Source organism: Pseudobutyrivibrio xylanivorans DSM 14809 (assembly GCF_900141825.1).
Classification (GTDB): Bacteria; Bacillota; Clostridia; order Lachnospirales; family Lachnospiraceae; genus Pseudobutyrivibrio; species Pseudobutyrivibrio xylanivorans.
The window spans coordinates 184302-210150 of record NZ_FQYQ01000001.1 but is presented as its reverse complement, the minus strand read 5'-3'; the positions used below and the strand labels follow the sequence as shown (position 1 = coordinate 210150).

Here is a 25849-nt window from a genome sequence, read left to right as displayed (position 1 = left end):
CTAAACTACTTTAAATAATTAGCCAAAAACTGTCTCGTCCTCTCATTTGAAGGATTATCTATGACCTGATCAGGGGTGCCTTCATCAGCGATAACGCCATCATCCATAAAGATGATTTTGTCGGAAACATCCCTGGCAAATCCGATTTCATGGGTAACAATAATCATTGTTGTGTGCTGCTCAGCAAGCTCCTTGATAACCTTGAGTACCTCACCTGTAAGCTCTGGGTCCAAAGCGCTGGTGGGCTCGTCAAAGCAGAGTATATCAGGGCGAAGTGCCAATGCTCTTGCTATAGCTACACGCTGCTGCTGTCCACCTGAAAGCTGATGAGGGTAATTGTTCATTCTATCGGAAAGTCCCATCTTATCTAAAAACAGCTTGCCATTTTCTATGATTTCATCCTGTGATTTTCCTCTGTTCTCCAGCTTTGGTGCAAGGGTGACATTTTCCAGTGCTGTATACTGTGGGAACAGATTAAACTGCTGAAATACCATTCCAAAGTGAAGCCTCTTTTCCCTCAAATCACCATCTCTTAATGGTCCATTTTTAGCGTCAAACAGGCAGTTATCATTAACAGTAATAGTGCCCTCATTAGGAGTCTCCAGGAAATTCAGACATCGAAGCAACGTAGTCTTTCCTGACCCTGAGCTTCCCAGTATAGAAAGGGTCTCACCCTTTTCCATGCTGAAGCTGATTCCTTTGAGAATCTCTGTATTATCAAATTTCTTTTTTATGTTATTTACTTCTAAAATAGACATTTTCGTCCTCTATTTAAAATAATCTAATTTCTTTTCTATGTATCCGAAGAGCAGTGTAAGCAATCCGCTGAATATCAGGTAGAATGCACCTGTATAGAATAATGGCCAGATAATACCGGCACTCTTGATGAAACGCTCGCCTTCCCAAATAATCTCGTAGAAAGCGATAACTCTTGCAAGAGAAGTATCCTTTACAAGTGTGATTACCTCGTTTGAAATAGGTGGAACAATTCTCTTCACTACCTGAATAAGTACAATCCTAAAGAATGTCTGAGACTTGGTCAGACCAAGCACTGCCGCAGCCTCATACTGTCCCTTATGGATAGACTGAATTCCGCCCCTAAAGATTTCACTAAAGTAGCAAGCGTAGTTGAAAACAAAAGCCACTAAAGCAGCAGTGAATCTTCCACCATCTCCTGAACCCCAAAGATTGGTACCAAAGAAGATGCCTGGACCATAAAAGATAACCAAAAGCTGAAGCATAAGTGGAGTTCCTCTGACAACCCAGATAATAAATCTAATAGGCCATCTGATAATAGGGCTCTTACTCATAGAACCAAAGCTTATGATAAGTCCAAGTGGTAGTGAAAATAAAAGTGTTAAACTAAACAATTTGAGGGTTCCTAAGAAACCCTCAAATAAAGACATCGTAACTGTTGTAAACATATTTTTATCCTTAATTACTGAGCTACTATTGCTTCCTGTACACCGTACTCAGTTCCAATGCTTTCCATTGTTCCATCATCGTAAAGTGCCTTAAGCTGCTCATTAATATAGTTTGCTAAATCAGAATCCTTACGGCATCCAATACCGTACTCTTCTGTTGTAAGCTCAACTGTGTGTGCAAGATCGGGATAACTTGTTCCTTCACCAATCATTGCTCCAGCCATAAGAAGGTCAATTATGCAGGCATCTGATGTACCAGCAGCAACTTCCATAACTGCATCAGCCTGAGATTTAACAGCTACATAATTATAACTATTTTCCTCCGCAGCTGCCTCACCAGCAGAACCAGATTCAACTGCAAAGCTAAGCTCCGAAGCATCCTCTGCTGTCTTAATGGAATCTGCTTTATCAGCAGAGACTACAACAACCTGTGCATTGTTAAGATATGCCTTCGAGCATTCCATTGAGCTGGTAACCTCTGGTGTAAGTGTCATACCGTTCCATACAACATCGATTGATTTATTCTGAAGCTCTAAAATTTTGTTGTCCCAATCAATCTCAACAAACTCTACTTCTACTCCTAAACTCTCAGCGACCTTCTTTGCCAAATCTGCATCGAATCCAATCCACTCTCCTTCATCACTCTTGTAATCCATTGGCGCAAAATCTGTGATACCAACCAACAGAGTGCCTTTTTGCTGTATGTAAGACACATCACTCTCTGTAGATTCCTCAGTCTCTACATCCGGAGCTGTTTCACCAGTAACAGGTGTTCCATTCGAACCACAAGCTACAAAAGAAGCTACCATCATAGAAGCTGATAAAAGTAATGCAATAATCTTTCTCCTCATATTTATACTCTCCTCGTTCTTTTTAGTTCCATTGCTTTATTACTTTATCACTCTACCACACTAAACTATTTTTGTAAACCTATATATAATTTCTTTATAGCAGCCTCCATTTCGCTTTCTTCAATAATACCGCATGATAATAGTAGTGTAGTGGATTCTTTTGACTCCTCGACAATATGAACCTCCACTCCAGAATCCTTGATTTTTGCAGAAAGGTTCGGCTTATGAATAACAAGTCCTATTTCCATTCCACTGTTTCCCATATAGATTTCCGAATCATCCTTAAAGTATTTCTTTAGCAGATTGTAGAATTTAATTCTTTTATCCTCATACAATCTTGAGGTCTTTTTTATATGTCTGTTTAGATGGCCATCTCTAAGGAACTGGGTCAGAGCAATCTGCTCAGCTTTCGAAGCTGTCTGGTTATAGAGATTTTGATTTTTTAAGTATCGGTCACGATATTCCTTGGGAAGTATCAGGAAACTTATACGGACGCTAGGCAACAATATTCTTGAAAAGGAACCAAGGAATGCCACCCTGTCTCCACCAGTCATAGCATACAAGCTTGGTGTAGGTTTGCTGGAAAATACGAACTCATTCTGATAATCATCCTCGATTATTAAATGGTCATTTTTCTGAGCATGCTCTATAAGCTCGCGACGACGCTTCATAGTCATTATTTCTCCCCATTTAGTCATATAGGAAGGAGTAACATAAATAACATGACTTTCCTTGTTTCTATATCTAACTTCATATCCACCATTACTAAATACGGCTGCTCCATCTGAGAAATTTCTGGTTGGGAACGATATGCTCTTTTCTCCATCTATAAGCCCCATTAATATGATTAGAAGGCTCTGGAAACCTGCACCAATTACTATATCTTCTGGGGAGCAGATAATATTTCTATTCTTCCTAACATAACTGGCAATTTCCTCGCGAAGATCATCCTCACCTTGATTTTTGGCATAGGTAAGCAACCTTTCCTCCTGTCGTAGGGCTGATTTCATGTAGCGTCTCCACAAATCCAGGCATGAACTTCTTTTGTCCTCTCCGATTGTGGCAAGATCATATTTTGCCACAGGTTTGGTTGATTTCTTTTTTTCAAACGGCTCTTTGAATTGCTTCTGACTTGATTTATTTATGGCAGAAAGCTGCTCTGCCATCTCTGAAACAAAAAAACCTACCTTTTCCACAGAATAAATGTATCCATCTGCTGCAAGCTGCATGTAACCTGTTTCTACAGAGGTTCTGCTCACATCTAAAATTCGCTCTGTTTCCCTTAACGATGGAATTTTATCCCCATTTTTCAGAGAACCCTTCTTCATTTCTTCAATGTAGTAATTGTAGACCTTTTCGTATACTTTCATATCTGTCCCCTATTTTTTATTTATTTTTGTCCATTTTTTAGGTATCAGTTTGGTGGTATTATAGCCCCAACATAAAAAAAAGAAAAGTAATTTTTTACCAGACACAAGGAGGAACATCATGGATAGCCAGGCAACACATTACTCAGCAAACAGAATTCATACAAGAAAAGTTATAATCGCTGCACTTATGGCAGCACTAACATGTGTAGGCACTATGATTATCAAAGTACCAACACCCACCATGGGCTACATTCATCCAGGAGACGGATTTGTATTATTATCAGGACTTCTCTTAGGGCCTCTGTGGGGAGCGTTGGCCGCTGGGATTGGTTCTGCACTTTCAGATTTAATTGGTGGCTATTTCATTTATGTTCCAGCCACATTTGTTATCAAGGCACTGACAGCTCTCGTTGGATACTTTGTTTTCAAAGCAATCTCCAGAATCCTCAGTAATAAAACTGAGTTACCTACCCTAATCATTTCTGGAATCGCAGGCGAGGCTGTCATGGTGCTTGGATATTTTCTCTTCGAAATATTCATGTTGGCCATTGTAAATAAAACATCCATCTCTGCAGGTGTTGTTGCCTCTTTTGCAGGCATCGTACCTAATATCATTCAGGGAGTTTTCGGGGTAATCATTAGTACAATTGTATATCCTGTATTACGTAGGTTGGTGTAGAACAGGCATTATTTAGGGACTTAGTCTTTTGGCTAAGTTCCTTTTTTTCTTCATCAGGCTTGTGCTGTGGCACCACCACAGTACATTACGGAACATATTGTATTTAGGGCGATTTATTACGTAGTCGTTTTTCTTACTTTTAGTCTGATTACGGAAGAACATACTGCTATGACAATATTTTACGTAGGGATTTCATAGAATTAGACGTTCTGAGAAAAATATTTGTTTAAATCCTACGTAACAAAAGCTGTAAATAGCTATATGTTACGTAATTGCCTTGGAATTAAGGATTACAGCTACGGAAAAAGCAATGAATGAAGCCTGAAATTCCGTAAATAACATTTGATTTATGATTTTACAGTGTTATTTGAGCTTCTTCTGAATTAAACTGTACCTTCACAAAACTAATGCCACAGTTCTAATTTTTCACCTGTTATATGTGCTGTGGCGGCAGCCACAGACTATTTCTTCATCCGGCTTGATTACCATTTATATGGCTCATGGAGCTGAGTCAAGAGAGCAAAGCTCCCGAAGGGCTTGCTCTTGACCAGTGACATGGCCATATACAATGTAACAAGCTGGATGAAGAAAAAAAAGAGACCTAGTCAAAGACTAGATCTCTTCACTAACTCTTTATTAATCTTCCTTAGGCATCACGATAGCGATGTGAACATCGTCAAGCTGCTTCTGATCTACAGTAGCAGGAGCGTCCATCATGATATCCTGTGCGTTCTTGTTCATTGGGAAAGGAATAACCTCGCGGATAGCTTCCTCTCCTGCAATAAGCATAACCATACGGTCTACACCAGGAGCGATACCACCGTGTGGTGGTGCACCATATGTGAATGCGTTGTACATAGCTGGGAACTTAGCCTTTACATCATCCTCACCAAGACCAACAAGCTTGAATGCCTCAATCATGATTTCTGGATCATGATTTCTGATAGCACCTGATGAAAGCTCAACACCGTTACATACTAAATCGTACTGGTAAGCTAAGATATCAAGTGGCTCCTGATTCTTAAGTGAATCCATACCGCCCTGTGGCATAGAGAATGGATTGTGGCAGAACTCAAGCTCGCCTGATTCCTCGCCGATTTCGTACATAGGGAAATCAACAATCCAGCAGAACTCGTATGTATCCTTCTTCATGTGGCCTTCTGCAGCTGCACCAAGAAGCTTTCTGAATACACCAGCAGTCTTTTGAGCAACGAGAAGTGGACCTGCTGCAAGACCAACAAAATCTCCTGGCTTAAGGCCAAGTGCATCGATGACTGCCTGCTTACGCTCCTGAAGGAACTTAGCAATACCACCAACGATTTCGCCGTTCTCATCAAGCTTGAACCAGTATGTCTTCTGAGCTGTAGCAACCTCGACCTCAGCAATCATAGCATCAATCTGCTTACGTGTAGCTGTAAGGTTATCAACAACGATAGCCTTAACAACATTGCCCTCAAATGGACCAAAGCCGCAATCAGCCATAACCTCTGTAGCGTCCTGAAGAACAAGGTCGATACGAAGATCTGGTTTATCACTTCCGTACTTGTCCATTGACTCAAGATATGGAATGCGTACAAATGGAGCTGTAGAAGCTGAATTGTAAACGCCATACTTAGCAAAGATAGGTGGAAGTACATCCTCGATAACTGCGAAGACATCTTCCTGAGAAGCAAATGCCATCTCCATATCAAGCTGATAGAACTCTCCTGGAGAACGGTCTGCACGAGCATCCTCATCACGGAAACATGGAGCAATCTGGAAGTATCTGTCAAAACCAGATGCCATAAGAATCTGCTTGAACTGCTGTGGTGCCTGTGGAAGTGCATAGAACTTTCCTGGGTGATTACGAGCTGGAACAAGGTAATCACGAGCACCCTCAGGTGATGAACATGTAAGGATTGGAGTAGTAATCTCCATGAAATCGTGAGCAATCATAGAAGCACGAAGCTCTGCAACGATCTTGCTACGAAGGATAATCTTGCTCTTAACCTCTGGATTACGAAGATCAAGATAACGATATTTAAGACGAGTGTTCTCATCTGCTTCCTTTGAACGATTAATCTCGAATGGAAGCTCGTTGTGAGTACACTTTCCAAGAATCTCAATTGATGTAGGAACGACCTCAATCTCACCAGTTGGAAGCTCTGTGTTCTTAGAAGAACGCTCACGAACCTCTCCAGTAACAGAGATTGTAGATTCCTTATTAACAGAATCGATAACAGCCATCATCTCTTCTGTCTCAACAACTATCTGTGTAGTGCCATAGAAATCACGAAGGATAACGAATCCAAGATTCTTAGACACCTTTCTAATGTTTTCGAACCAACCAACTAAAGTAACCTGCTTGCCTGCATCTGAGAGACGAAGCTCGTTACAGTTGTGTGTACGTGACTGAGTCATTTTATATCTCCTCTTCTAATAAATAAACTAAGGGCTGTCAACGGTTTGACAGCCCTTTTATAATACACCTTTTTATAACGCAAGTCTAGATATCTTCTGGTCAGAAATTCGGCCTTTTGCCTTCAATCCCTCGTACAAAATGTCCTGTAAATCTGCCCTGTTTAAAACTATCTTGGAATCATCATCTAAAGTGACAACTACATTAGTCTCACAGGCAAGACAGCTTCCTCCAGGACAATTTGGATCACAGTCCTCATCAGCACAATGCTGCTCGCAGGCTGTACAATCCACCTGATACATATTCTTGCGATTAAGTACTCCAATTTCCTCGAGGGTATTTACCATACGATAAACTGTGGCAGTACCTATATTTTTATCGATTTTGATGGCCTCGCGGTAAATCTCCTTCACGCATGAAGGGTCAGAATTAAGGATAATATCCAACACCACAAGGCGCTGCTTTGTAATACGACAGCCAGCCTCTCGAAGCTGCTGCACGATTATATCTCTTTGTTCGTTATTATTTACTGCAATATCCATAATTACTTTAAAATCTTATCCTTCGCATAATCACGAACAGCCTTAAAGCTTTCCTTACTGATTACGTGCTCAATGCGGCATGCATCCTCAGATGCAATCTCCTCATCTACACCAAGCTTCACAAGAATATCAGTAATAAGCTCATGGCGCTCGAGAATCATCTCAGCGATGGCCTTTCCTTCATCTGTTAAATAAATATATCCAGCGTCAGTAACTGTGATGTGATTCTTCTCACGAAGATTCTTCATAGCTATGCTGACTGATGATTTTTTAAAATTTAGCTCGTTAGCAATGTCTACAGAGCGAACAACTGGTAACTTCTTGCTGAGTACAAGAATTGTCTCTAAATAGTTCTCTGAAGACTCATTTACAAATGTTCTCAAAATAAAAACCTCCTGTGTTTGGAACCTTTGGTGAATCGATTGCACACAACTCACCGCAAATTAAGAGTACCATATTTCCAACTCCTGTGCAACTCGTTAAACTAAAGTTAGTTTACTCTAACTTTATCAATTTATCAAGCTTTCTAAAGCATTTATTAAACTTTTCTTAAATCCTTATCCAAAGTGTTGACGGTCCGTTTAGAAACCATTAAAGTGCAGATAAGCTAATTGTTAAGGAGGAAGCTCATGAACAATTTCAGATATAGACTAGCACGATTATTTGCTGGAAGAACTGGCGTAGATGCCCTTGGCAGAACCTTTACATGGATTGCCCTGATTCTTATGCTGGTAACAATGATCACTCATTCGAATATAGCCTACCTTCTTGCAATGGCATGCATTATCTACAGCGTTTGGAGAATGTTCTCAAAAAATTATCAGAAACGTTATTTCGAGAATCAGATGTTTCTTCAAAAAACTGCCAAGATTCGCGGCTTTTTTATGAGACTTACACCAAATATTAGAAATAGCTTCGCAAAAGCCCGTTATGAAATGGACCAGCGAAGAACTTATAAGATTTTCAAATGCCCTAGTTGCAAGCAAAAGCTTCGTGTACCTAGAGGCAGAGGTAAAATTCAGGTTACCTGTAATAGATGTCGCACACAGTTTATAAAGAAGGTTTAAAGGATTGTTTGGATATATTAACGCAGATCGAAGTCAGCTATCCCAAGAGGACAAGCACACATATCAAAGCTTCTACTGTGGCTTGTGCAAGGAATTAGGCAAGCAGGCCGGTGTGAAAGGTAAAATGCTTCTTAATTTCGATTTATGCTTTTTAGCAATTCTGCTTCAAAGCCTGTATGAGCCCATGCTTAATCAGGAAGATTTCAGATGCATGATTCATCCTGCAAAAAAGAAAACTGGATTTTCCAGTGAAGCTATGGAATATGCAGCATCTATGGATATTATACTTTCCTACCATAGCCTTATGGATAATTATGCCGATGATGGTTCAAAGCTGTCCGGCATGGCTGCCAGCTCCCTGAAAAAAGACTATGAAAGAATTAGTGCTCAGTATCCTAGACAGGTCAAAGCAGTTGAGGATTATATCAAAAAACTGTCAATCGCCGAAAAATCAGGGGAAACAAACATTGACCTTGTTTCTGGCTTTACAGGTGAAATGCTGGGTGAGCTTTTCAATTGGAAGCAGGATTCATGGGGACAGACACTTCATTGTATGGGTTATTACATGGGCAAATTCATTTATTTAATTGATGCCTATGATGACATAAAAAAAGATGAAAAAAGAGGAAGCTATAATCCTCTCCTATTTTTGAAAAAGGAATCGCCAAAGGAGTTTGAGTGCTTTGTAAAAATCAATCTCACATCACTGATGACAGAATGTGCGAAATCCTTTGAGAGACTTCCAATAGTCGATAATGTAGATATTCTGAGAAACATTATTTACTCAGGGGTTTGGACCAGATATGAATATCTTCAGCTTAAAGAAAAAAGAAAGAATAATTCCAAGGAGAATCGTAAATGACAGATCCTTATAGCATTTTAGGAGTATCAAGGAATGCCTCTGAAGACGAAATCAAAAAAGCTTACAGAAGTCTCAGTAGAAAATACCATCCTGATGCCAACATAAACAATCCAAATAAGGAGGCTGCTGAAGAAAAATTCAAAGAAATTCAGGCAGCATATAATCGCATAATGGATGAACGCCAAAACGGCGGACCATTTTATCAGGATTACTATAGCAACAGTCAATCTGCCAACTACGGACCTTACAATAATTACGGACCATATGGCAATTATGGCAACCAAAATCAGAATCAGCAGGATTATGACAACTGGTATGAATACAAACGTTATTACTATGGCTACAATCGCCCCTATTTCGGCGTTGTTCGCTGGTGTGCAAGCATGATTATTCTTAATCTGCTGTGCAACATCTGCTGTTTCTTTTAATTAGATTACATCCAGGTCATTCGGGCCGATCATATATTTTCTCCCTATATCTGCATGTTCTTGTGTGAATATGCAAACCAAAATACCCTCGGGCTTCAGCCACCCGAGGGTATTTACCTTTTTATTAATTTTTCTTTCTGTCCAAAAGGGCTATGAATGTATTGAAAATATCAATAAATAAATTATCTATCAGGTACGCTGCCACTGTAGAAATAATCAGGGTAGCTACTATCAAAGCAATAAATCCAGCACCTTTATACATAACCGATGAAACATGAATGATGTTTCTCACCACGAAATACAATGCCCACATATGAATCAAAAGTATTCCATAGCTGTATTTGCTGACAAGTCTCAAAAGATAAAAACTCATAAGATGTTTTTGAAGCTTAAAGCAAATGGCAAATACTGCAAGTACAGTGATTATGAAATATTGAGTAAGCCCTGTCATGGATTCCTGATATGCCAGATTTGGGTCTATCTTGAAGTATTCAACAATACTTACTATGATTCCGGCAATTATCATCCATGTATCCAACTTTCGGGATTCATCCCTACTATACCAATAACCTATTATCGCAACTGCACACCAGCCTGAAAGAGGTATAAGCGTTCCAATCTGATTTGGAAAAACCTTCATGAAAATTGACAGTACATAGGAGATAACCACAAGCTGTGTCAGCATTGTATATGACAAGTTCCTAAGCATTATTCTAAGAAATGGTACTACCACATAAATCGCCACTATCTCATACACAAGCCAGAAGTGTGGCACATTATCTGTATAAACATCTGCCGAAAGTATCTTTATGGCAATCTCTTTCCATGTGAGCACGCCAATCTTCTCATACTGCCAAAGATACCATAAATAGTAAACTATAAGGGGAATAGCGATTCGCAGGAGTCGCTTTTTGTAAAATGTAAGTACTGATTCATTCTTATCAACAAGCAACAACGCCCCAGAAATCATGATGAAAAAAGTATTACAATTACCACTCCAGCAACGGATGTAGTTCATGGTGTTGTAAATGCCTGTGCCTGCCATATCTGCTGCCAGTCTAAGATCCTGATTAAGGACATGGATGATGATAACCAAAAGCACTGCTACCAGTCTAAGATAATCGTAGACTGGATTTCTGTTATTATTCTTTGCAACAGCCAGTGTCTGTCCCACGTAAGCCTCATTTTTAAGGGACTTATAAATACATATTCCACAACCAATAGACACCGCTATGCCAAAGAAACCCCACTGTGGTTCCACATAGCTGGTGTATTTCAACAACACTAATCCACAGGCTGCAACTGCAAGCCAATAGATAGTAGATGTAATTTTATTCATTATGTCTATTCTCCTTAGTTGTAAAGCTTCTTTACCACTGAGTCGGGCACTTCGAAATGCTGATAGTCCTTAGACTTTTTCCAGGCGCCTCCCCACTCAAAGCCATGTTCAGTAAAGAGCTTGTAAGCTAAATCATTCTCATCAATCTTGTATGGAAAATCCTGTGTGCGATCAACGTAAGCTTTGGCATTTGCTGGCTCCACAGAAAGCTGACCATTAACGGTTTTCACATATGGATTGTACAGAGTATTGATGTCCATGGCAAGACCATAGCCATGCTTTGAAATCTTTGTAGTGTAGCTGATAAATCTAAAGTTAAAGCTGGATGAATTATTGTCAGCCATGGAGCTTTCATCATCTGCGTTGTACTCATCTACAAGTCTAATTTTCTCAATTGGGTACTCAGCTTCATAAAGGGCTTCAAATATTTCCAGTAAATCATCTGCTATGAATTTGTTGCATATAATCTCGCCATCATGGACCTCGCCATCAAAGCCTATATGTTTAACATGTAAATATCGTAAATCCGATACTGGCACAGTGCAATTATCCTTGTAAGATTTACCTTTTATTCTGGCGAATATATCGCTGTTCTCATCAAATTCCAGAGAATAGAAATCCTCGACTGTCTCTTTCTTCATTTCTTCTTGTCTCACTTCTTTTGCCTCCACTTTAGCCACCGGTTCTTCTACCTCTACAGGTTCTTCCTCAACCTTCTGGCTGCCGCAGCCTGTTAAAAATAAACCCAATGCAAGCATTAAGGCACATATCATTTTATGCATAATCATTACCTCAATATCTCATCAATAGTAGACACAGTACTGAATGAGCCTGGGTGAGATGAAATAATATCCTTCATTACTGGAAGTTCAAAATAACTTATATAACAAATCAGTGTGTTATTTTCTCCTGCAATGGCTCCTCGAGAATCCATAATTGTGCATGTCTTATTCAACTGCTTCTTTATGTCTGCAATAATATTATCCGGATCCTGCGTGATAATAGTGACTTGCTTGATTGCTTCAAAATGATCTGTGTAGTGGTCAATAATTGCTGTAGCAACCACATACACAAGCAAGCTTAAAAGCGCTGCTGTAACATCTATTACTGCAAAAACAGTGGCATATACCAGAGCGTTAAAAATTAAAAGTACTGGCGTCATGCTATAGTTGCGACCAGTCTTATCTGAAAGCTTCTTTACGATGATGTTAGCCAAAATCTCAGAACCATCTATACATCCACCATTACGAAGAATTAGAGATAAACCAGCGCCAAGAATTGCTCCTCCAAATGCTACAGCTAGGAAATGCTCTGTATTTAGCTCGAAAGGAATCTCCTCGAAGAAGTATAGACCTAATGTATAGCACAAAGATCCCACAGCAGCCTTTATCGTAAACTTCTTGCCTAGAACCACAAAACCCGCAAGTATAAATGGGATAAATACAACTGCCACACAAAGAGAAAGTGATAAACCTGTAAGCTTGCTAATTATGATGGCAACACCTGCCGTACCATAATCTATTGCATCATTTGGCAATAAAATCAAGGCAACAGAAAAGCTTGCCATAACCGCTCCCACAATTATAAAAATATATTGAATAATCCCTTGAGTCTTCTTCATAGGCACCTTCTTTTTCGCAATCACAGAAGTATCAATAAATATAAGAAAATTATATCTAACAACAATCCTCATATCAATAAAGGTCACATATTCATACAAAAAATCCCACGGCACTCAGCCGTGGGATTTCTATTAATCCGCTATAACTTCTTTTAATATAACTTCATTTCCTGTGACGAGATATGTGTTGTCACTGCCACAATGTGGACAAGTCTTTCCGTGAGCAACTGTCTCGTACTCCTGCTTGCAATCCTCGCAGAATGTCACAGCTTTAATTGTTTCACATGTAAGCTTACTTCCCTCTAATCTTGGGTACTTCTTTGCATTCCAAGACCAACAATCAATCAGATAATCTGGAATAACTGTAGAAACCTCGCCAATTGAGAGAACAACCTCGTTGATGTGCTCAGCACCATTTTGCTCGGCAACTTCCTCTACCTGCTTAGCGACATGAAATACTATCCCTAATTCGTGCATATACTACCCTTTCTAATTGCACTGTAATCATTATTTACGATTACGCTTATACTCCTTGTGTTCGCGCTCAGCCTGCTTCTCAGCCTCTGTCTTCTTAGAGAAGGCAACCTTTGCAGCACGCTTAAGTGCGTAAGCACCAATATGCTTGAACTTATCCTCTGCAGGAACCATGTGTGTGCACTCTGGATGAGTTCTGTGAAGGTGGATAGCATCAAAAGCACACTTAGTTGTGCAGACACCACATCCGATACACTTATTCTCATCAACCACTGACGCACCACACTTAAGGCAACGGCTAGCCTCTGCCTTAACCTGCTCCTCTGTAAGAGTAAGGTGAGCATCTCTGAATGAATGCTTCATATCAATGCTTGTATCGATAGCAGGCTCATTTCGTCCTGCTGTATCATATTCTTCCACAAGAATATTGTCTTTGTCAAGCTCGATGAAATCACGACGGTTCTTACCGATTGTCATAGAGCAGCCTGGCTGTACAAATCTGTGAAGTGAATCAGCAGCGCACTTACCAGCCTCGATTGCATCGATAGCAAACTTAGGACCTGAATAAACGTCACCACCAACAAAGATATCTGGCTGTGCTGTTTGGTATGTAAGGTGATCTGCCACTGGGTAGTTGCCATGCCAGAACTCAACCTTTTCTTTTCCATCACCGAGGAGTCCGCCCCACTCGATACCCTGACCGATAGCGAAGATGATGTTCTTGCACTCTACTGTCATTGTATCGTTCTCATCGTACTGTGGATTGAACTTTCCTTCTGCATCCTTAACAGATGTACACTTCTTGAATACGATACCAGCTACATTGCCCTGCTCATCCTTAAGGATTTCCTTTGGACCCCAGCCATTGTTGATTGCGATATCCTCTTCAAGTGTCTCTGAAATCTCGATATTGTTTGCAGGCATCTCATCACGCTGCTCTAAGCAGAACATCTGTGGCTTGCCAGCACCAAATCTTGCAGCTGTACGTACACAGTCGATAGCTACATTACCACCACCGACAACAACTACATTGCCATCCATCTTCTGGTTCTGGTCTTCTGTAGCCTTGTGAAGGAATGTAACAGCGATATCGATACCTTTCTTAGCATCTGTACCTGGGATTGGTGGAATCTTTCCGCCCTGGCATCCGATTGCCACATAGAATGCCTTGTAACCCTGTGCACGAAGCTCATCAAGAGTGATGTCCTTACCAACCTCAACGCCGCACTTAATCTCGACCCCAAGCTGACGGATAACATCAATTTCAGCCTCAACTACGTCCTTCTCAAGCTTCCATGAAGGGATACCCCATGTAAGCATACCACCTGGACGGTTGTTCTTCTCGAATACTGTTGGCTTATAACCCTTTGTTGCAAGGTAGTAAGCACATGAAAGACCTGCAGGGCCTGAACCGATAATAGCAATCTTGTCATCCCACTGTGTTAAACGGTTTGAAGGGATGTCGATTGGTGGAATGTATCTTGTCTCAGCGTGTAAGTCACGCTCAGCAATAAACTTCTTAATGTCGTCGATAGCAACAGGAGCGTCGATTGTACCACGTGTACAAGCAGCCTCACATCTCTTGTTACATACACGACCACAGATAGCTGGGAATGGATTGTCCTTCTTGATAAGGGCAAGAGCGTCCTCGTAACGTCCTTCCTTAGCCATATTTACATAACCCTGAACAGAAACGTGTGCAGGACAAGCTACCTTACATGGAGCTGTACCTGTCTCGTAGCAGTTCTTACGGTTGTTATCACGATAATCCTCATCGTACTTTTCCTTGCCCCAGTGAACTCTGTCTGGAAGAACTACCTTTGGATACTCAACCTCAGTACCGTCCTTCTTGCAAAGCTTCTGGCCAAGCTTAACAGCACCAGCTGGGCAGTACTCTACGCACTTACCGCAGGCAACACACTTCTCAGCTTCAACATGAGCTGTGTAAGCAGAACGTGACATGTTAGGTGTGTTGAAAAGCTGTGATGTACGAAGGGCATTACAAATGTTTACATTACAGTTGCAAAGACCGAAGATCTTGTTCTCACCATCGATGTTTGTAATCTGGTGAACATAACCAAGAGTCTCAGCACGCTCAACGATGCGCATAGCCTCCTCGTATGTGATGTCATGACCCTTGCCAGTCTCACGGCAGTAATCAGCAAAATCACCAAGACCGATACACCAGTTCATCTCGTCATCGCCGCAGCCTTCCTCAAGACAAGCTCTTGATACACGACATGAGCACTGACCAACACCGATGTGGCCTTCGTATTTCTTGAGCCAGTATGAAATCTGCTCAAGGTCTAACTTCTCATTTTCAAACTCGATAGCCTTCTCAACAGGGATAACGTGCATACCTACACCAGCGCCTCCTGGTGGGATAAGGTGTGTAAGGCCATCAAGTGGCATGAATGTCATTCTCTCGAAGAATGATGCAAGAGCTGGATGCTCCTTTAATCTGTTATTTGAACGCTCGCCAGGAACTGACTCTTCCATGTTGAAAAGCTCAGCAGAACCTGGAACGAACATTGGAAGACAATATCTTCTCTCTGAAGGCTCAGCTGTACGTCCATTGTGATCGTAGTGATCGCCGTAATCGTACTCTAAGAGACCAATATATGACATCTCATCAAGAAGCTTCTGGAAAGCCTCCTTGTCCTTTGCCTTCTCAGGATTCATTTTGCACATTTCATCAAATGTGTAATGATGGCGAAGCTTCATAGTAAGACCAACCTCAGCCATCTCCTCTGTAACGATTTCTGCAAGACCCCAGTACTCTGGATCTTCAACCTTTACGCCGAACATCTTGTGTCCAGCTACGTCTGTAATTTTTCTTCCAAGCTTGATAATCTTGTCGCTTGGTGCCTTGTCATTCATGTGTGGTGGAATGACTGCTTTACTCATTTCTGGCATTTCCTTATACTCCCTTTCTTTCTTTAAAATGCAACTCACGAAGACCCTCAACTTCGTCACAAATCTGCTGTAATGAACAGCTTCCGCAGTCCATTGTCACGTTCTTGAAGATATGATCGATTGTGCCAGTGATCTCCTCAAGATGACGTGATTGCTCAGCCAACGACTTATAATCAAAATCTGGCTGAGTTATAAATATGAGCTTTACAGCTTCAATATTTTTGTTTTCATGGTAGGTAGCCAAGAAAAGCTTACCTACCTGGGCGAAGCCAAGTCCTTTTTCAATGGCTTCCTTGCTGACTCTAACCGGTTCTCTGCCATTTGAGGCTGAGATTCGAGTCATATACCCTTCTGGATTTATGTGATATCTCACATATTCAATTTTTCTAATAGCGTTATAAAGTACATTACCATCCCCAAGGCTGTCCTCTGCTACTCTCACCAGAGCAATTCTGGCATAAGGCTGATCAACCTTTATTTCTGACAAATCAGGACCAAGAAGATAAACTTCATCAGATGGAACAAGCTCGGTGTTTGCTGTGACACCCATTGCACTGACTGCAGAACAAGTACCACCGCCCAGCTCATAAGCCATATCTGCTCGAAGGATAAGATTGTGGTCACCTGCATCAGCCCAATTGGCATTTGCGATATCAAGCTGCTTTAATGGCGCCCCTTCAAGGGAAGACATAATGCACTTTATAGTCTCATCATATAGCTTCATTGATTATATCTTTCTATCTCTCTTTATCTTGTCGTAGTGCTTAGCAAGTAATGGCTGAATAGCGCTTGTAAGCTTCATATCCAAATTGAAGAAATATACAATCAGCGATAATACGAATAAGCAGATGAAAACTATTGCAATAATTAATAAAACTTTTAACATAATTAACACCTCATCCGGCCTTTCAGGCCACCTTGTCTCGCCTCCCGGCTCGGTCGTTGCTAAACAGGCTCCACTGGAGCCTAGCAACCCTCAAGGGGAAGGCTTACTACATTCCTTTCTGTCTTGCGAACTCAGCTGCGCCAAGTGCTCCCATAAGCTGTGGGTCCACTGGAAGGTCAATAACCTTGAGCTTAAGAACCTGCTCAATTGCTGCCTTAAGACCTGCATTCTTTGCGCAACCACCTGTAAGTGTAATCTTATCAACAGCTCCTGCCTTCTTCGACATTACGAAGCAACGCTTTGCAACTGAAAGCTCGATACCTGCAGCAATCTCATCCATAGGCTTACCTTCACCAACAAGTGAGATAACCTCTGACTCAGCAAAAACTGTACACTGAGCTGTGATTGGAATAACGTTCTTTGCCTTGAGAGAAAGATTTGAGAACTCGTCTAAATCCATCTCGAAGGCTCTTGCCATTGCCTCGAAGAAACGGCCTGTACCTGCTGCACATTTATCGTTCATAGCAAAGTTCAAAACTGTACCGTCTGTATCAACAGCAATACCCTTAACGTCCTGACCGCCGATATCAATTATAGCCTTTACCTCAGGGTCTGCAACATGGACACCCATAGCATGACAACTAATCTCTGAAATGTTCTCATCAGCAAATGGAACCTTGTTACGGCCGTATCCTGTACCTACAAGGTATGTTAAATCCTCTGCACTATTTAAATCTGGGACCTGAGCCACTGCCTGGTCCAGAGCATCCTGACAAGAAAGAACTGCATTGATTCGACTCTTGAGAGTCACATCAGCTACCATCTTTCCGGTCTCATCAATGATTACACACTTTGTGTATGTAGATCCTGAATCACATCCACCAAAATATCTCATATTATTATTCTCCTACCATAAATTAGTATCATCGTAATCCTCTAATGTAGGATCCAATGGCTCCTCGCGAAGTACGCTACGCATGTAGCGGTTTACATCCTGACGAAGATTCTTTCTTGGGATAACACGTGGGTCATAAAGATCGTGGTTTACCCAAACAAGCTTGATGCCGTGCTCTCTGGCCTGCTGCTCGAACATGCCGTGCATACCATCAAGAGCCTTGCAGGCAATGTGTTCCCAAAGGATAACCATATCTGCGTTGAACTCCTCACAGTAGCGCCATAAATCATCAAGAAGAACCTCGTAACCACCGTGGGTACGGTTTCTCATAATCATGTTCTCGTACTGGTGAGCCATATCGTAATATGCCTGCTCTCTGTCGTTCTCTGAAATAGGATCAAGAGAAACCATAGTAAGCATATCAAAAAGTGGAAGAATTCCCCAGCAATTTAACAGCCATGCTACAAAATCTGTATAGAACTGTGACTGAACACCCCAGATTACTGCACGATGGCGGTATTCCTTAGCAAGCATTGTCTTGTTCTTGTATGCTTCTGTAGCCATTTTTGTAATCTTCTTATCGAGCTCGGCGAAAGCTGGAACCTTACCAGCGATTGCCATATATTCTGTCTCACGGTAAAGAAGGATGTTGTTTCCAATTACCTGAGGATAATCTGTCTTTGAAAGCTCAAGCCATTCTGAGCACTCACGGGCTCCGATGTTGATGCGCTTAGCACATTCAAAGTAGTAATCCCAGTCGAATTTTTCGCCTGTCTGCTCCTCGATAAATGCGATAGCGTTTCTAACCTCCTGTGCTGCGTACTCCTGAACGCCTGGCTCAGTATGACGAAGTGGTGTAGCCAGCTGATGAACAGGAATTCCATTGCGCTCAAGAGCTCTTGAAATAACACCATTTCCCATAAGAGAACCATCACAGGTAGTGTTACACTGAACGGCACACTTGCCGAAGATTGGCATATCTCCATCGATACAGATACCTGCCTCGGATGCTGGCATAGGGCAAACATCACCAGGCATACCACATTCCTGAACAACATCAAGGTAATGTGTCATGGCATCTCCTTGAAGAAGCACGCAAACATAACAGCTTGCTGTCTCCCAGCTAAGTCCTTCGAGGTTTGGGAAACCACACATGATGTTGGTCATCTCGTTCTCATCCATAAGGACTACATGCTTTGACTTCTCAGGCTTTGCGCCAAGGTTCTGATCCATAGAAAAAATCTTTGTAAGAAGCTTTGCAACGTCTGAAGCTACTAAGTCGTACTCCTCACGACAGATGCGAAGCTGTGGGCCACGAAGACCCATTGAATGCTTATCAATCATCATTGGAACTGCTAAATAATTGAGCATCCAGCGATATCTAAAGAATCCTTTAACATTCTTTGGATGAAGCATAAATTTACCAAGCATGGCCATAATTCCAAGCCATCTGGTGTAATCGTACCAAGTATCTTTTATTCCTCTCCATTCACGATGCTTGAAAACCTTTTTATCACCACTATAAAGCTTTCCGAGCTGTGAGCTGCCGACTGCTTTTCCCATTACTTTCTACCTCCTTGAAGCTTTTTAATCTCGATGCTCTCCACGAAGGCCTGTACACGGGTGCGTAACTGTCCGGAATTTCCAACTGCGTATGGGCGGTCAATTGTAAGAACTGGGTAGCCATATTCGTCGCGTAAAACATGGCTTCCTACCATTCTCTCATATGCCCATGGGTCACAGAATTTCATCTGCTCGTAGATGATTCCATCTGCCTTATATTCCTTGGCAATTTCATCTACATACTCGCGTCTACGATTCATCTTTGGTGTATCCATGTGACGTGGGCACATGCAGCTCATCATATAATGACGGCAAATCTGTGTGAGAACATCCTCATCATCATTAAGGATAATCTCTTCACGTCCTGGCAATGAACCAAAGCAGAATCTGTCTGCACATACATAAGCTCCTGAATCTTCAACAAGCTTAATCATATCAATATCGTCAATCTCAGAACCAACCACAGCAACTCTTGCTCTAAATGGCCACTTCTCGTCTGGCTGACGATTCTTAACCTCTTCAAGTGTCTCCTCTAATTTCTCGATAAGTAAATCGTGAGGGCACACATAAGTACACATTGTAATAATGTGGAATTCATAGCCTGTGATGCGAGGCTTCTCTTCCTTACGGAAGTTTCCAAGCTCTGTGATAAGACGGCAGATTTTGTTGTGCTCTTCTACTGCCTTTCTAAGAGCCTCATCACTAATATCAATACCAAACTTCTCATGTAATGGTTCAAGGATTTTGCTTCTGCACTGACCGATATAGAGGTTTAATCCATTTTCATCAGCCTTCATTGGAACCTCAAGGTACTGGTAGAAGAAATGCTCCTTGTCATTCATCTTAAGGAGCTCCATGTTCTCAACACAGCGGTTGATCATGGTGCATCCATCTGGTGCCATAATGCAATCTAAAAACTGGTATCCGCCTTCGATGGCACGCTCAAGCAATGCTCTGGAATATTCACATAAAAGACTGGTCAGGTAGTAGGTTCCCATTTCCATGGAACCTGTACGAGGCGCACGAAGTCTTACTGTGAAAGCATTACCTAAGTTCATCAACACTTCTGGAATCTGATAACAAACTGAGCCTACGCAGACGCGGCCCTCAGCCTGGGCCTGTCTAACCAGATCATTATCAGCGTCCATTAGAAGATTCTCAAAGTAATAAAGATGCTTTAAGTCCTTCATATATTCAATTCTCCCTTTATTCTCAGCAACTTATCCAAGTTTTTCATGCTCCCGCAAGCCATCTCCCATACTCGGGCAAGGGAACTCCCCTAAAGGGGCACCCTCCTTCCCCGGCATGGGGCTGTCTCCGTTTCCACTCCGGTCGGTGCTGAACAAAGGTCCCCCGGACCTTTAGCACCTTGCTCGCGCTTACCAAGTTTTTGAAAAGTTGCTGTATTAACTTTTATAAAACGCCCATCTTCTTAAGAGAGCTACGCAGGCCCTCTACGATTGGTGCTTCGCTTGGAATGTAAAATACGGATTCTCCTTTTAGATCGCGCTCTGTAAGATTGGCATCTGCTGGAATCCAGCCTAAAAGTGGAATATCTCCTAAATCCATGAATTGTAAGACATCCTCAGATGGTACACGATTTACAACTACTCCAATCTTATCGTACATCACAAGGTTGTCTGCCACTTCTTTGATTGTCTTAACTACTCCACAGCCCTTCTTACTAGAATCGGTAATAAGAACAAGGTGTGTAACCTTTTCCATGACACGGCGATTAATCTGCTCGATACCAGCTTCGCCGTCTATAACGATATAATCGAAATTGTCGGCCACCTGTGAGATGACCTCTTTAAGATATGTGTTAATTTTGCAATAGCAGCCTGCAGCCTCAGGTCTTCCAATTGCAATAAAAGAAAAGCCATCCATCTCAACCATAGCATCGAAAATACGATATCTGGCTTCGCCCAGCACCTCTACAGTAGCCTTGGCATCACCATTCTCTGCAGCCTCCACAGCTTCCTTCCTGATATCATCAAGAGTAAGCTCTGGCTCTACACCAAGTGCTGTGGACAAACCAACAGCAGGGTCCGCATCGATTGCTAAGATTTTCTTGTCTGGATAAGCTTCCACTAACAACTTGACCATCACCGATGCAAGAGATGTTTTACCAACTCCGCCTTTACCAGCAACAGCCAACACTATAGGCTTCTTTTCCATCTTTAATTATTTCTCCCTTTAATTACCACAATTCAATAACTGTCAAAGATTGATAATTTTTTGTCAATTATTGCTATTCAATTCTAGCATAGAAGTATTCCACAAATAAAGGAAAACAAAAAAGCCACAGGGATTTTTTCCTAAATAGACAAAATCCACTGTGGCGTAAAAAGCATTTTGCACAAGCAAAATGAGGATTATTCCTCGTCGTGTAACTTCTTGGTCATATATGTTGTAAGCATTTCAATGCCGGCTGCATTCTCACCACCACGTGGGATAATGATATCAGCATGCTTCTTTGAAGGCTCAACAAACTCTTCATGCATTGGCTTAACTGTCTTTGAATACTGCTCGATGATTGACTCAATACTTCGACCACGCTCAATCATATCACGCTGGATTCGACGCATGAGACGCTCATCAGCATCTGTATCAACGAAAATCTTAATATCCATCAAATCACGGAGCTCCTTATTCTCAAGAATAAGAATACCCTCCATAACGATAACAGTCTTAGGCTCAACACGTACAGTCTCGTCTGAACGGTTGTGATTAACATAATCATAAACAGGCATATCAATGGCATGACCCTTGATAAGCTTTCTAACATCCTCTGCCATTCTGTCTGATTCGAAAGAATCAGGATGATCATAGTTAAGCTGGCTACGCTCTTCAAAAGACATCTCTGGATGAGCCTTGTAATAAGCATCATGGCTAATTACTGCAATATCCTCTCCAAAGAAATCCTGTAATTTGTTGATGATAGTAGTCTTGCCTGAAGCAGAACCTCCTGCTACGCCAAGAACGCAAATTTTCTCTGACATAAATACTCCTTATTACTTTTAACCCTTAAAACGCTTGAACCCCTCGCCGTAAACGGCCTTAGATTCCATGATGACAATAAATGCATCCACATCAATCTTCTTTGCAACGCGATTGACCTGATACATCTGCTTGTCTGAGCAGGCACACATAAGCACCTGTCTCTCATCTCCCTTATAACCGCCCTTTGCGGTAAAAATTGTGGTGCCACGCTCCACAGCTTTATCGATAGCGTCTGCGATGGCCTCAGCCTTGTTGGTAACAATCATACACATCATACCTGCATCGGCAGAAATCATTACCTTATCAACTACAAGAGAGCCAATATAGCTTATTACAAAACCATAGCAAAGTGCCTCAAATGAATGAGCATATGCAATGGTATCGATAACAATAATTACAGTGTCCACGATGAAGAAGATTCTTCCAAGGGACATATGAGGATGCTTTGCCTTAATAATCATCATGATGAAGTCAGCTCCACCAGTAGATGAATTGCGCATATAAACAAGCGCATAACCAAGACCTGTAAACACACCAACTACTACGGCGTTCAAAAACAGATTGCCTATATCAACCTTTGGCACCAGTGGTGACACAAAATCCATCATAACTGTACCGATGGCCATAGTCTTAAAGGATTTCAGCAAAAATTTCTTTCCCAAAACCTTATAAGCCCACACGATAAGTGGAATGTTCATGATGATGGTGGCAATACCGATTTTCCATCCCCAGTACTGATAGAAAATCATAGCGATACCTGTGAGTCCTGTCAATGGGAATTTTGCATCTGCCGCAAAATTATACAGTGCAATACCTATGCACAGGCCTGACAAGGCATCCATTAAAACATCAATTAAAAGCTCTTTTCTTTTTTCTGATGACATATATTCCCCCTAAGTATTTACTCCGCCACTTATTATCTATTCCTATGTGACTCATCTAAACGCTTTTTAATTTTCCGCAAATCGCTTTACGATGCCGTGAAGTACGCGAACAACTGTATCCATGCCCTCCGCTGTAATATGCTCCATTGGGCCGTGGAAGTTGTATCCACCTGTTCCAAGGTTTGGACAAGGTAATCCCATAAATGAAAGACGTGCACCGTCTGTGCCGCCGCGGATAGCTACAGCCTTAGGATTCTCTCCAGCATCCTTTAAAGCATCAAATGCATAATCAATTAAGAACATGTGTGGCTTGATCATCTCAAGCATGTTCTGATACTGATCCTTGATAGTGAGCTCACATGTGCCCTCACCATACTTCTGATTAATGATATTAGCTGCATGCTCCATAATCTTCTTCTTGTAAGCAAACTTATCAGCATCATGGTCACGGATGATATAAGAAAGATTAGCCTCTGCTACATCACCTGACATATCTGTAAGATGGAAGAATCCCTGATATCCCTCAGTCATTGATGGTACCTCTGTAGGAGGAAGAAGTGCATTGAACTCCATAGCCACAAGTGCTGCATTAACCATGATATCCTTTGCATCACCTGGGTGGATGTTTACGCCGTTGAACTTAACCTCAGCACCTGCTGCATTAAAGTTCTCATACTCAACTGCGTTTTCTTCGCCACCGTCTACCGTATATGCGAAGTCAGCTCCGAAGCCCTCTACATCAAAATGATCTGCGCCTGCGCCAATCTCCTCATCTGGAGTGAAAGCAATGCAAATCTTGCCATGAGACTCATTGCTTCCCATAATTTCTTCAACAAAAGTCATAATCTCTGCGATACCAGATTTATCATCTGCACCAAGAAGTGTGGTGCCATCTGTATGAATAAGGGTACGACCCTTTAATGTCTTAAGATGTGGAAAATCAGAAACCTTGATAACGCGGCCTGATGTGCCAAGAACAACATCCTCGCCGTTGTAATTCTCTTCAACAACTGGATTTACATTTTCACCTGTGAAATCAGGTGCTGTGTCCATGTGTGCGATAAAGCCGACAGCCTTCTTATCCTCACAACCTGCTGTAGCAGGGATAGTGCCGTAAACATAGCACTTATCATCAACATGAGCATCAGCAACGCCTAAACCCTTAAGCTCTTCAACCAAAAGCTTAGCCAAATCAAACTGACGAGCTGTAGAAGGCACAGTAGTGCTATCTTCGTCACTTGTAGTGTATATTTTTACGTAATTTAATAATCTCTCGTATGCTCTCATAAAAATAAATTCTCCTTTAAATAAGTCCCATGGACCTTAAAATATAAAGCCATATCGTAAGCGTAAAGGCTGACAATATGGTGGTTAGCATAACAATACCTGCTGAAACGTTTCCATTATACCCCATACTTTTTGCCATGACAAATGATGAAACTGTAGTTGGACTTCCAGTCATAATAAGAACTGCTACAAGCTTGTCATGACTATAGCCTAAAGCAATTGCGACGGGCAGCCAAATGGCACAAAAACCAATCAGTTTAAAGAATGTAGCCACAACTGTTGGCTTGTATTTTTTGATAGCCTCACCCATCTGGAAGCTGGCACCAAGAGCCATAAGTCCAAGAGGGGTAGCCAACGCACTAACTGAATCAAGTGTCTTTGGAAGTAGGATAGACACTGGGATGAAGGAACGAATTATTCCAAGTGTAATACCTATAATAATAGGATTCTTTAAAACTCCAATGGCTGTCTTCTTTAAAAGTGCTGGGGTAAGCTTTCCATCGCTTGAACCCAGGGTAAGAATGATTACAGCAGCCACATTGTAAAGCGGAACAGCTCCAATAATCATAAGTGGAGTCATACCTGCTGTACCGTATAGATTAACTGCGATACCTACACCTAAAAGGGCTGCACTACTTCTGTAGGTTCCCTGAATAAACTCCGTTCTGGTGCGCTTGTCGTGGGCTAAAAATGAAAATGCCCAACCAATAAGGATAGAGATTAATGTAGCTATAAAGCAAAATATAATAAAACCAGTATCCCACAGCTCTTCTACATCTGATGTAGCCAGTTCTTTATAGACAAGAACCGGAAGAGCTATCTTGAAAACAAAATTATTGAGTCCTTTTGTGAGACTTTCATTGAATATTCCGGTAGCTCTGAACACACCTCCTAATACCATAAGAAGAAAAATTGGTACAGTTGCATTCAAACAAAAAATAAGATTCTCTAACATTTTGGTCGCTCCTTAGTTGGATATAAATTTGCATGAAAGAAGGGGGCACTTCTATACGTGACCCCCTCATCTTTTTTTATTTATATTACTGATTAATCATAAATTCAAGTAATTTCTTAGCATCATCTGGTTCATATGCAATAATTTCAAGCTCCGGGATGCTCTCCTCTGCCTTGAAAATATTTGCAAGTGAAACAAACTGTGAAAGCTTTGACTTAAGATTTAATCTATCGCCCTCGCCTGTAACAAGTTCTACTGTTCCAGTGCAGCTGTCAATAACCTTAAAAAATGCTTCTGTGTCTTTGATATTTGTAAGTTTCATATGTACCTCCTTTAAAGGAATATAAAAATATGGTCTATTTATAGTCCTTATAATAATACATAATATTCAAAAAAGTGTGAAAC

At 41.4% G+C, this 25849-nt stretch carries 27 protein-coding genes; 4 read left to right on the top strand and 23 right to left on the bottom strand.

Annotated elements, in window-relative coordinates:
- Positions 1–5 precede the first annotated feature (5 nt).
- The 4 genes from BUA88_RS00930 to BUA88_RS00915 all read right to left on the bottom strand — a co-directional run bounded on the left by BUA88_RS00930 (position 6) and on the right by BUA88_RS00915 (position 3645).
- Positions 6–758 (bottom strand): amino acid ABC transporter ATP-binding protein, encoded by a 753-nt coding sequence (locus BUA88_RS00930; RefSeq protein WP_072911132.1) that lies wholly within the window; start codon positions 756–758, stop codon positions 6–8.
- Between the two features lie 9 nt (positions 759–767).
- Entirely contained in the window at positions 768–1424 is a 657-nt protein-coding gene (locus tag BUA88_RS00925) for an amino acid ABC transporter permease (protein ID WP_072911129.1), read from the bottom strand.
- Positions 1425–1438: 14 nt separating this feature from the next.
- Positions 1439–2275, bottom strand: coding sequence for a transporter substrate-binding domain-containing protein (locus tag BUA88_RS00920; RefSeq protein WP_072911126.1), 837 nt, complete (start codon positions 2273–2275; stop codon positions 1439–1441).
- A 65-nt stretch (positions 2276–2340) separates the two neighbouring features.
- Complete coding sequence (locus tag BUA88_RS00915) at positions 2341–3645, bottom strand: aminotransferase-like domain-containing protein (RefSeq protein WP_072911123.1); 1305 nt, start codon at positions 3643–3645, stop codon at positions 2341–2343.
- A gap of 118 nt (positions 3646–3763) precedes the next feature.
- On the opposite strand from BUA88_RS00915, the gene BUA88_RS00910 reads away from it, so the two are divergent.
- Positions 3764–4324: an ECF transporter S component gene (locus BUA88_RS00910; RefSeq protein WP_072911120.1), complete on the top strand. Its 561-nt coding sequence runs from the start codon at positions 3764–3766 to the stop codon at positions 4322–4324.
- Positions 4325–4960: 636 nt separating this feature from the next.
- On the opposite strand, the gene aspS is transcribed toward BUA88_RS00910, so the two are convergent.
- The 3 genes from aspS to BUA88_RS00895 all read right to left on the bottom strand — a co-directional run bounded on the left by aspS (position 4961) and on the right by BUA88_RS00895 (position 7647).
- Positions 4961–6724, bottom strand: a complete 1764-nt coding sequence (gene aspS, locus BUA88_RS00905) for an aspartate--tRNA ligase (protein ID WP_072911117.1) — start codon at positions 6722–6724, stop codon at positions 4961–4963.
- A 72-nt stretch (positions 6725–6796) separates the two neighbouring features.
- Positions 6797–7264 carry a Fur family transcriptional regulator gene (locus BUA88_RS00900; protein ID WP_072911114.1) on the bottom strand — a complete coding sequence of 156 codons (468 nt, stop codon included), beginning with the start codon at positions 7262–7264 and terminating at the stop codon, positions 6797–6799.
- 2 nt (positions 7265–7266) lie between these two features.
- Positions 7267–7647, bottom strand: coding sequence for a metal-dependent transcriptional regulator (locus BUA88_RS00895; protein ID WP_072911111.1), 381 nt, complete (start codon positions 7645–7647; stop codon positions 7267–7269).
- Between the two features lie 246 nt (positions 7648–7893).
- On the opposite strand from BUA88_RS00895, the gene BUA88_RS00890 reads away from it, so the two are divergent.
- Genes BUA88_RS00890 through BUA88_RS16575 form a run of 3 tightly spaced genes read left to right on the top strand, consistent with a single transcriptional unit; the run spans position 7894 to position 9621 of the window.
- On the top strand, positions 7894–8331 hold the full coding sequence (locus BUA88_RS00890; RefSeq protein WP_072911108.1) for a hypothetical protein: 438 nt from the start codon (positions 7894–7896) through the stop codon (positions 8329–8331).
- A 4-nt stretch (positions 8332–8335) separates the two neighbouring features.
- Positions 8336–9193, top strand: a complete 858-nt coding sequence (locus BUA88_RS00885) for a DUF5685 family protein (protein ID WP_072911105.1) — start codon at positions 8336–8338, stop codon at positions 9191–9193.
- Positions 9190–9621 (top strand): DnaJ domain-containing protein, encoded by a 432-nt coding sequence (locus BUA88_RS16575; protein WP_072911102.1) that lies wholly within the window; start codon positions 9190–9192, stop codon positions 9619–9621. The genes BUA88_RS00885 and BUA88_RS16575 overlap by 4 nt, the downstream gene beginning before the upstream one ends.
- 124 nt (positions 9622–9745) lie before the next feature.
- Here the strand turns inward: BUA88_RS16575 and BUA88_RS00875 are convergent, their stop codons facing one another.
- The 16 genes from BUA88_RS00875 to BUA88_RS00805 form a co-directional block, all read right to left on the bottom strand.
- Positions 9746–10960, bottom strand: a complete 1215-nt coding sequence (locus BUA88_RS00875) for an acyltransferase (RefSeq protein ID WP_072911099.1) — start codon at positions 10958–10960, stop codon at positions 9746–9748.
- Positions 10961–10974: 14 nt separating this feature from the next.
- Positions 10975–11742, bottom strand: a complete 768-nt coding sequence (locus BUA88_RS00870) for a M15 family metallopeptidase (RefSeq protein ID WP_242939556.1) — start codon at positions 11740–11742, stop codon at positions 10975–10977.
- 5 nt (positions 11743–11747) lie between these two features.
- Positions 11748–12581 (bottom strand): YitT family protein, encoded by an 834-nt coding sequence (locus BUA88_RS00865; RefSeq protein WP_072911096.1) that lies wholly within the window; start codon positions 12579–12581, stop codon positions 11748–11750.
- A gap of 132 nt (positions 12582–12713) precedes the next feature.
- Positions 12714–13058 carry a hydrogenase maturation nickel metallochaperone HypA gene (locus BUA88_RS00860; RefSeq protein WP_072911094.1) on the bottom strand — a complete coding sequence of 115 codons (345 nt, stop codon included), beginning with the start codon at positions 13056–13058 and terminating at the stop codon, positions 12714–12716.
- A 30-nt stretch (positions 13059–13088) separates the two neighbouring features.
- Positions 13089–15962 carry an FAD-dependent oxidoreductase gene (locus tag BUA88_RS00855; protein WP_408633785.1) on the bottom strand — a complete coding sequence of 958 codons (2874 nt, stop codon included), beginning with the start codon at positions 15960–15962 and terminating at the stop codon, positions 13089–13091.
- A gap of 13 nt (positions 15963–15975) precedes the next feature.
- Positions 15976–16695 carry a carbon monoxide dehydrogenase gene (locus BUA88_RS00850; RefSeq protein WP_072911091.1) on the bottom strand — a complete coding sequence of 240 codons (720 nt, stop codon included), beginning with the start codon at positions 16693–16695 and terminating at the stop codon, positions 15976–15978.
- A 3-nt stretch (positions 16696–16698) separates the two neighbouring features.
- Positions 16699–16857: a hypothetical protein gene (locus BUA88_RS16280; protein ID WP_176757584.1), complete on the bottom strand. Its 159-nt coding sequence runs from the start codon at positions 16855–16857 to the stop codon at positions 16699–16701.
- Between the two features lie 106 nt (positions 16858–16963).
- Entirely contained in the window at positions 16964–17752 is a 789-nt protein-coding gene (locus BUA88_RS00845) for an acyl-CoA dehydratase activase (protein WP_072911089.1), read from the bottom strand.
- A gap of 12 nt (positions 17753–17764) precedes the next feature.
- On the bottom strand, positions 17765–19315 hold the full coding sequence (locus BUA88_RS00840) for a 2-hydroxyacyl-CoA dehydratase family protein (RefSeq protein ID WP_072911087.1): 1551 nt from the start codon (positions 19313–19315) through the stop codon (positions 17765–17767).
- Positions 19315–20505 carry a 2-hydroxyacyl-CoA dehydratase family protein gene (locus tag BUA88_RS00835; RefSeq protein WP_072911084.1) on the bottom strand — a complete coding sequence of 397 codons (1191 nt, stop codon included), beginning with the start codon at positions 20503–20505 and terminating at the stop codon, positions 19315–19317. Before BUA88_RS00835 ends, BUA88_RS00840 begins: the two co-directional genes overlap by 1 nt.
- Positions 20506–20728: 223 nt before the next feature.
- Positions 20729–21493: an ATP-binding protein gene (locus BUA88_RS00830; RefSeq protein WP_072911081.1), complete on the bottom strand. Its 765-nt coding sequence runs from the start codon at positions 21491–21493 to the stop codon at positions 20729–20731.
- Positions 21494–21690: 197 nt separating this feature from the next.
- Positions 21691–22317, bottom strand: a complete 627-nt coding sequence (gene udk / locus BUA88_RS00825; protein ID WP_072911078.1) for a uridine kinase — start codon at positions 22315–22317, stop codon at positions 21691–21693.
- Positions 22318–22335: 18 nt separating this feature from the next.
- The gene (locus BUA88_RS00820; protein ID WP_072911075.1) at positions 22336–23202 is read right to left on the bottom strand and encodes a YitT family protein; all 867 of its coding nucleotides are present in this window, start codon (positions 23200–23202) and stop codon (positions 22336–22338) included.
- Positions 23203–23268: 66 nt separating this feature from the next.
- Positions 23269–24489, bottom strand: coding sequence for a peptidase T (gene pepT / locus BUA88_RS00815; RefSeq protein WP_072911073.1), 1221 nt, complete (start codon positions 24487–24489; stop codon positions 23269–23271).
- A 16-nt stretch (positions 24490–24505) separates the two neighbouring features.
- Positions 24506–25444, bottom strand: coding sequence for an AEC family transporter (locus BUA88_RS00810; protein WP_072911070.1), 939 nt, complete (start codon positions 25442–25444; stop codon positions 24506–24508).
- Between the two features lie 85 nt (positions 25445–25529).
- Positions 25530–25766 (bottom strand): polya polymerase, encoded by a 237-nt coding sequence (locus tag BUA88_RS00805; RefSeq protein ID WP_072911059.1) that lies wholly within the window; start codon positions 25764–25766, stop codon positions 25530–25532.
- Positions 25767–25849 lie beyond the last annotated feature (83 nt).

Bases quoted from the DNA above. Each gene is read 5' to 3' on its own strand.
- BUA88_RS00930 (WP_072911132.1), bottom strand. From the start codon at position 758: ATGTCTATTTTAGAAGTAAATAACATAAAAAAGAAATTTGATAATACA.
- BUA88_RS00925 (WP_072911129.1), bottom strand. From the start codon at position 1,424: ATGTTTACAACAGTTACGATGTCTTTATTTGAGGGTTTCTTAGGAACC.
- BUA88_RS00920 (WP_072911126.1), bottom strand. From the start codon at position 2,275: ATGAGGAGAAAGATTATTGCATTACTTTTATCAGCTTCTATGATGGTA.
- BUA88_RS00915 (WP_072911123.1), bottom strand. From the start codon at position 3,645: ATGAAAGTATACGAAAAGGTCTACAATTACTACATTGAAGAAATGAAG.
- BUA88_RS00910 (WP_072911120.1), top strand. From the start codon at position 3,764: ATGGATAGCCAGGCAACACATTACTCAGCAAACAGAATTCATACAAGA.
- aspS (WP_072911117.1), bottom strand. From the start codon at position 6,724: ATGACTCAGTCACGTACACACAACTGTAACGAGCTTCGTCTCTCAGAT.
- BUA88_RS00900 (WP_072911114.1), bottom strand. From the start codon at position 7,264: ATGGATATTGCAGTAAATAATAACGAACAAAGAGATATAATCGTGCAG.
- BUA88_RS00890 (WP_072911108.1), top strand. From the start codon at position 7,894: ATGAACAATTTCAGATATAGACTAGCACGATTATTTGCTGGAAGAACT.
- BUA88_RS16575 (WP_072911102.1), top strand. From the start codon at position 9,190: ATGACAGATCCTTATAGCATTTTAGGAGTATCAAGGAATGCCTCTGAA.
- BUA88_RS00875 (WP_072911099.1), bottom strand. From the start codon at position 10,960: ATGAATAAAATTACATCTACTATCTATTGGCTTGCAGTTGCAGCCTGT.
- BUA88_RS00870 (WP_242939556.1), bottom strand. From the start codon at position 11,742: ATGCATAAAATGATATGTGCCTTAATGCTTGCATTGGGTTTATTTTTA.
- BUA88_RS00865 (WP_072911096.1), bottom strand. From the start codon at position 12,581: ATGAAGAAGACTCAAGGGATTATTCAATATATTTTTATAATTGTGGGA.
- BUA88_RS00860 (WP_072911094.1), bottom strand. From the start codon at position 13,058: ATGCACGAATTAGGGATAGTATTTCATGTCGCTAAGCAGGTAGAGGAA.
- BUA88_RS00855 (WP_408633785.1), bottom strand. From the start codon at position 15,962: ATGAGTAAAGCAGTCATTCCACCACACATGAATGACAAGGCACCAAGC.
- BUA88_RS00850 (WP_072911091.1), bottom strand. From the start codon at position 16,695: ATGAAGCTATATGATGAGACTATAAAGTGCATTATGTCTTCCCTTGAA.
- BUA88_RS16280 (WP_176757584.1), bottom strand. From the start codon at position 16,857: ATGTTAAAAGTTTTATTAATTATTGCAATAGTTTTCATCTGCTTATTC.
- BUA88_RS00845 (WP_072911089.1), bottom strand. From the start codon at position 17,752: ATGAGATATTTTGGTGGATGTGATTCAGGATCTACATACACAAAGTGT.
- BUA88_RS00840 (WP_072911087.1), bottom strand. From the start codon at position 19,315: ATGGGAAAAGCAGTCGGCAGCTCACAGCTCGGAAAGCTTTATAGTGGT.
- BUA88_RS00835 (WP_072911084.1), bottom strand. From the start codon at position 20,505: ATGAAGGACTTAAAGCATCTTTATTACTTTGAGAATCTTCTAATGGAC.
- BUA88_RS00830 (WP_072911081.1), bottom strand. From the start codon at position 21,493: ATGGAAAAGAAGCCTATAGTGTTGGCTGTTGCTGGTAAAGGCGGAGTT.
- udk (WP_072911078.1), bottom strand. From the start codon at position 22,317: ATGTCAGAGAAAATTTGCGTTCTTGGCGTAGCAGGAGGTTCTGCTTCA.
- BUA88_RS00820 (WP_072911075.1), bottom strand. From the start codon at position 23,202: ATGTCATCAGAAAAAAGAAAAGAGCTTTTAATTGATGTTTTAATGGAT.
- pepT (WP_072911073.1), bottom strand. From the start codon at position 24,489: ATGAGAGCATACGAGAGATTATTAAATTACGTAAAAATATACACTACA.
- BUA88_RS00810 (WP_072911070.1), bottom strand. From the start codon at position 25,444: ATGTTAGAGAATCTTATTTTTTGTTTGAATGCAACTGTACCAATTTTT.
- BUA88_RS00805 (WP_072911059.1), bottom strand. From the start codon at position 25,766: ATGAAACTTACAAATATCAAAGACACAGAAGCATTTTTTAAGGTTATT.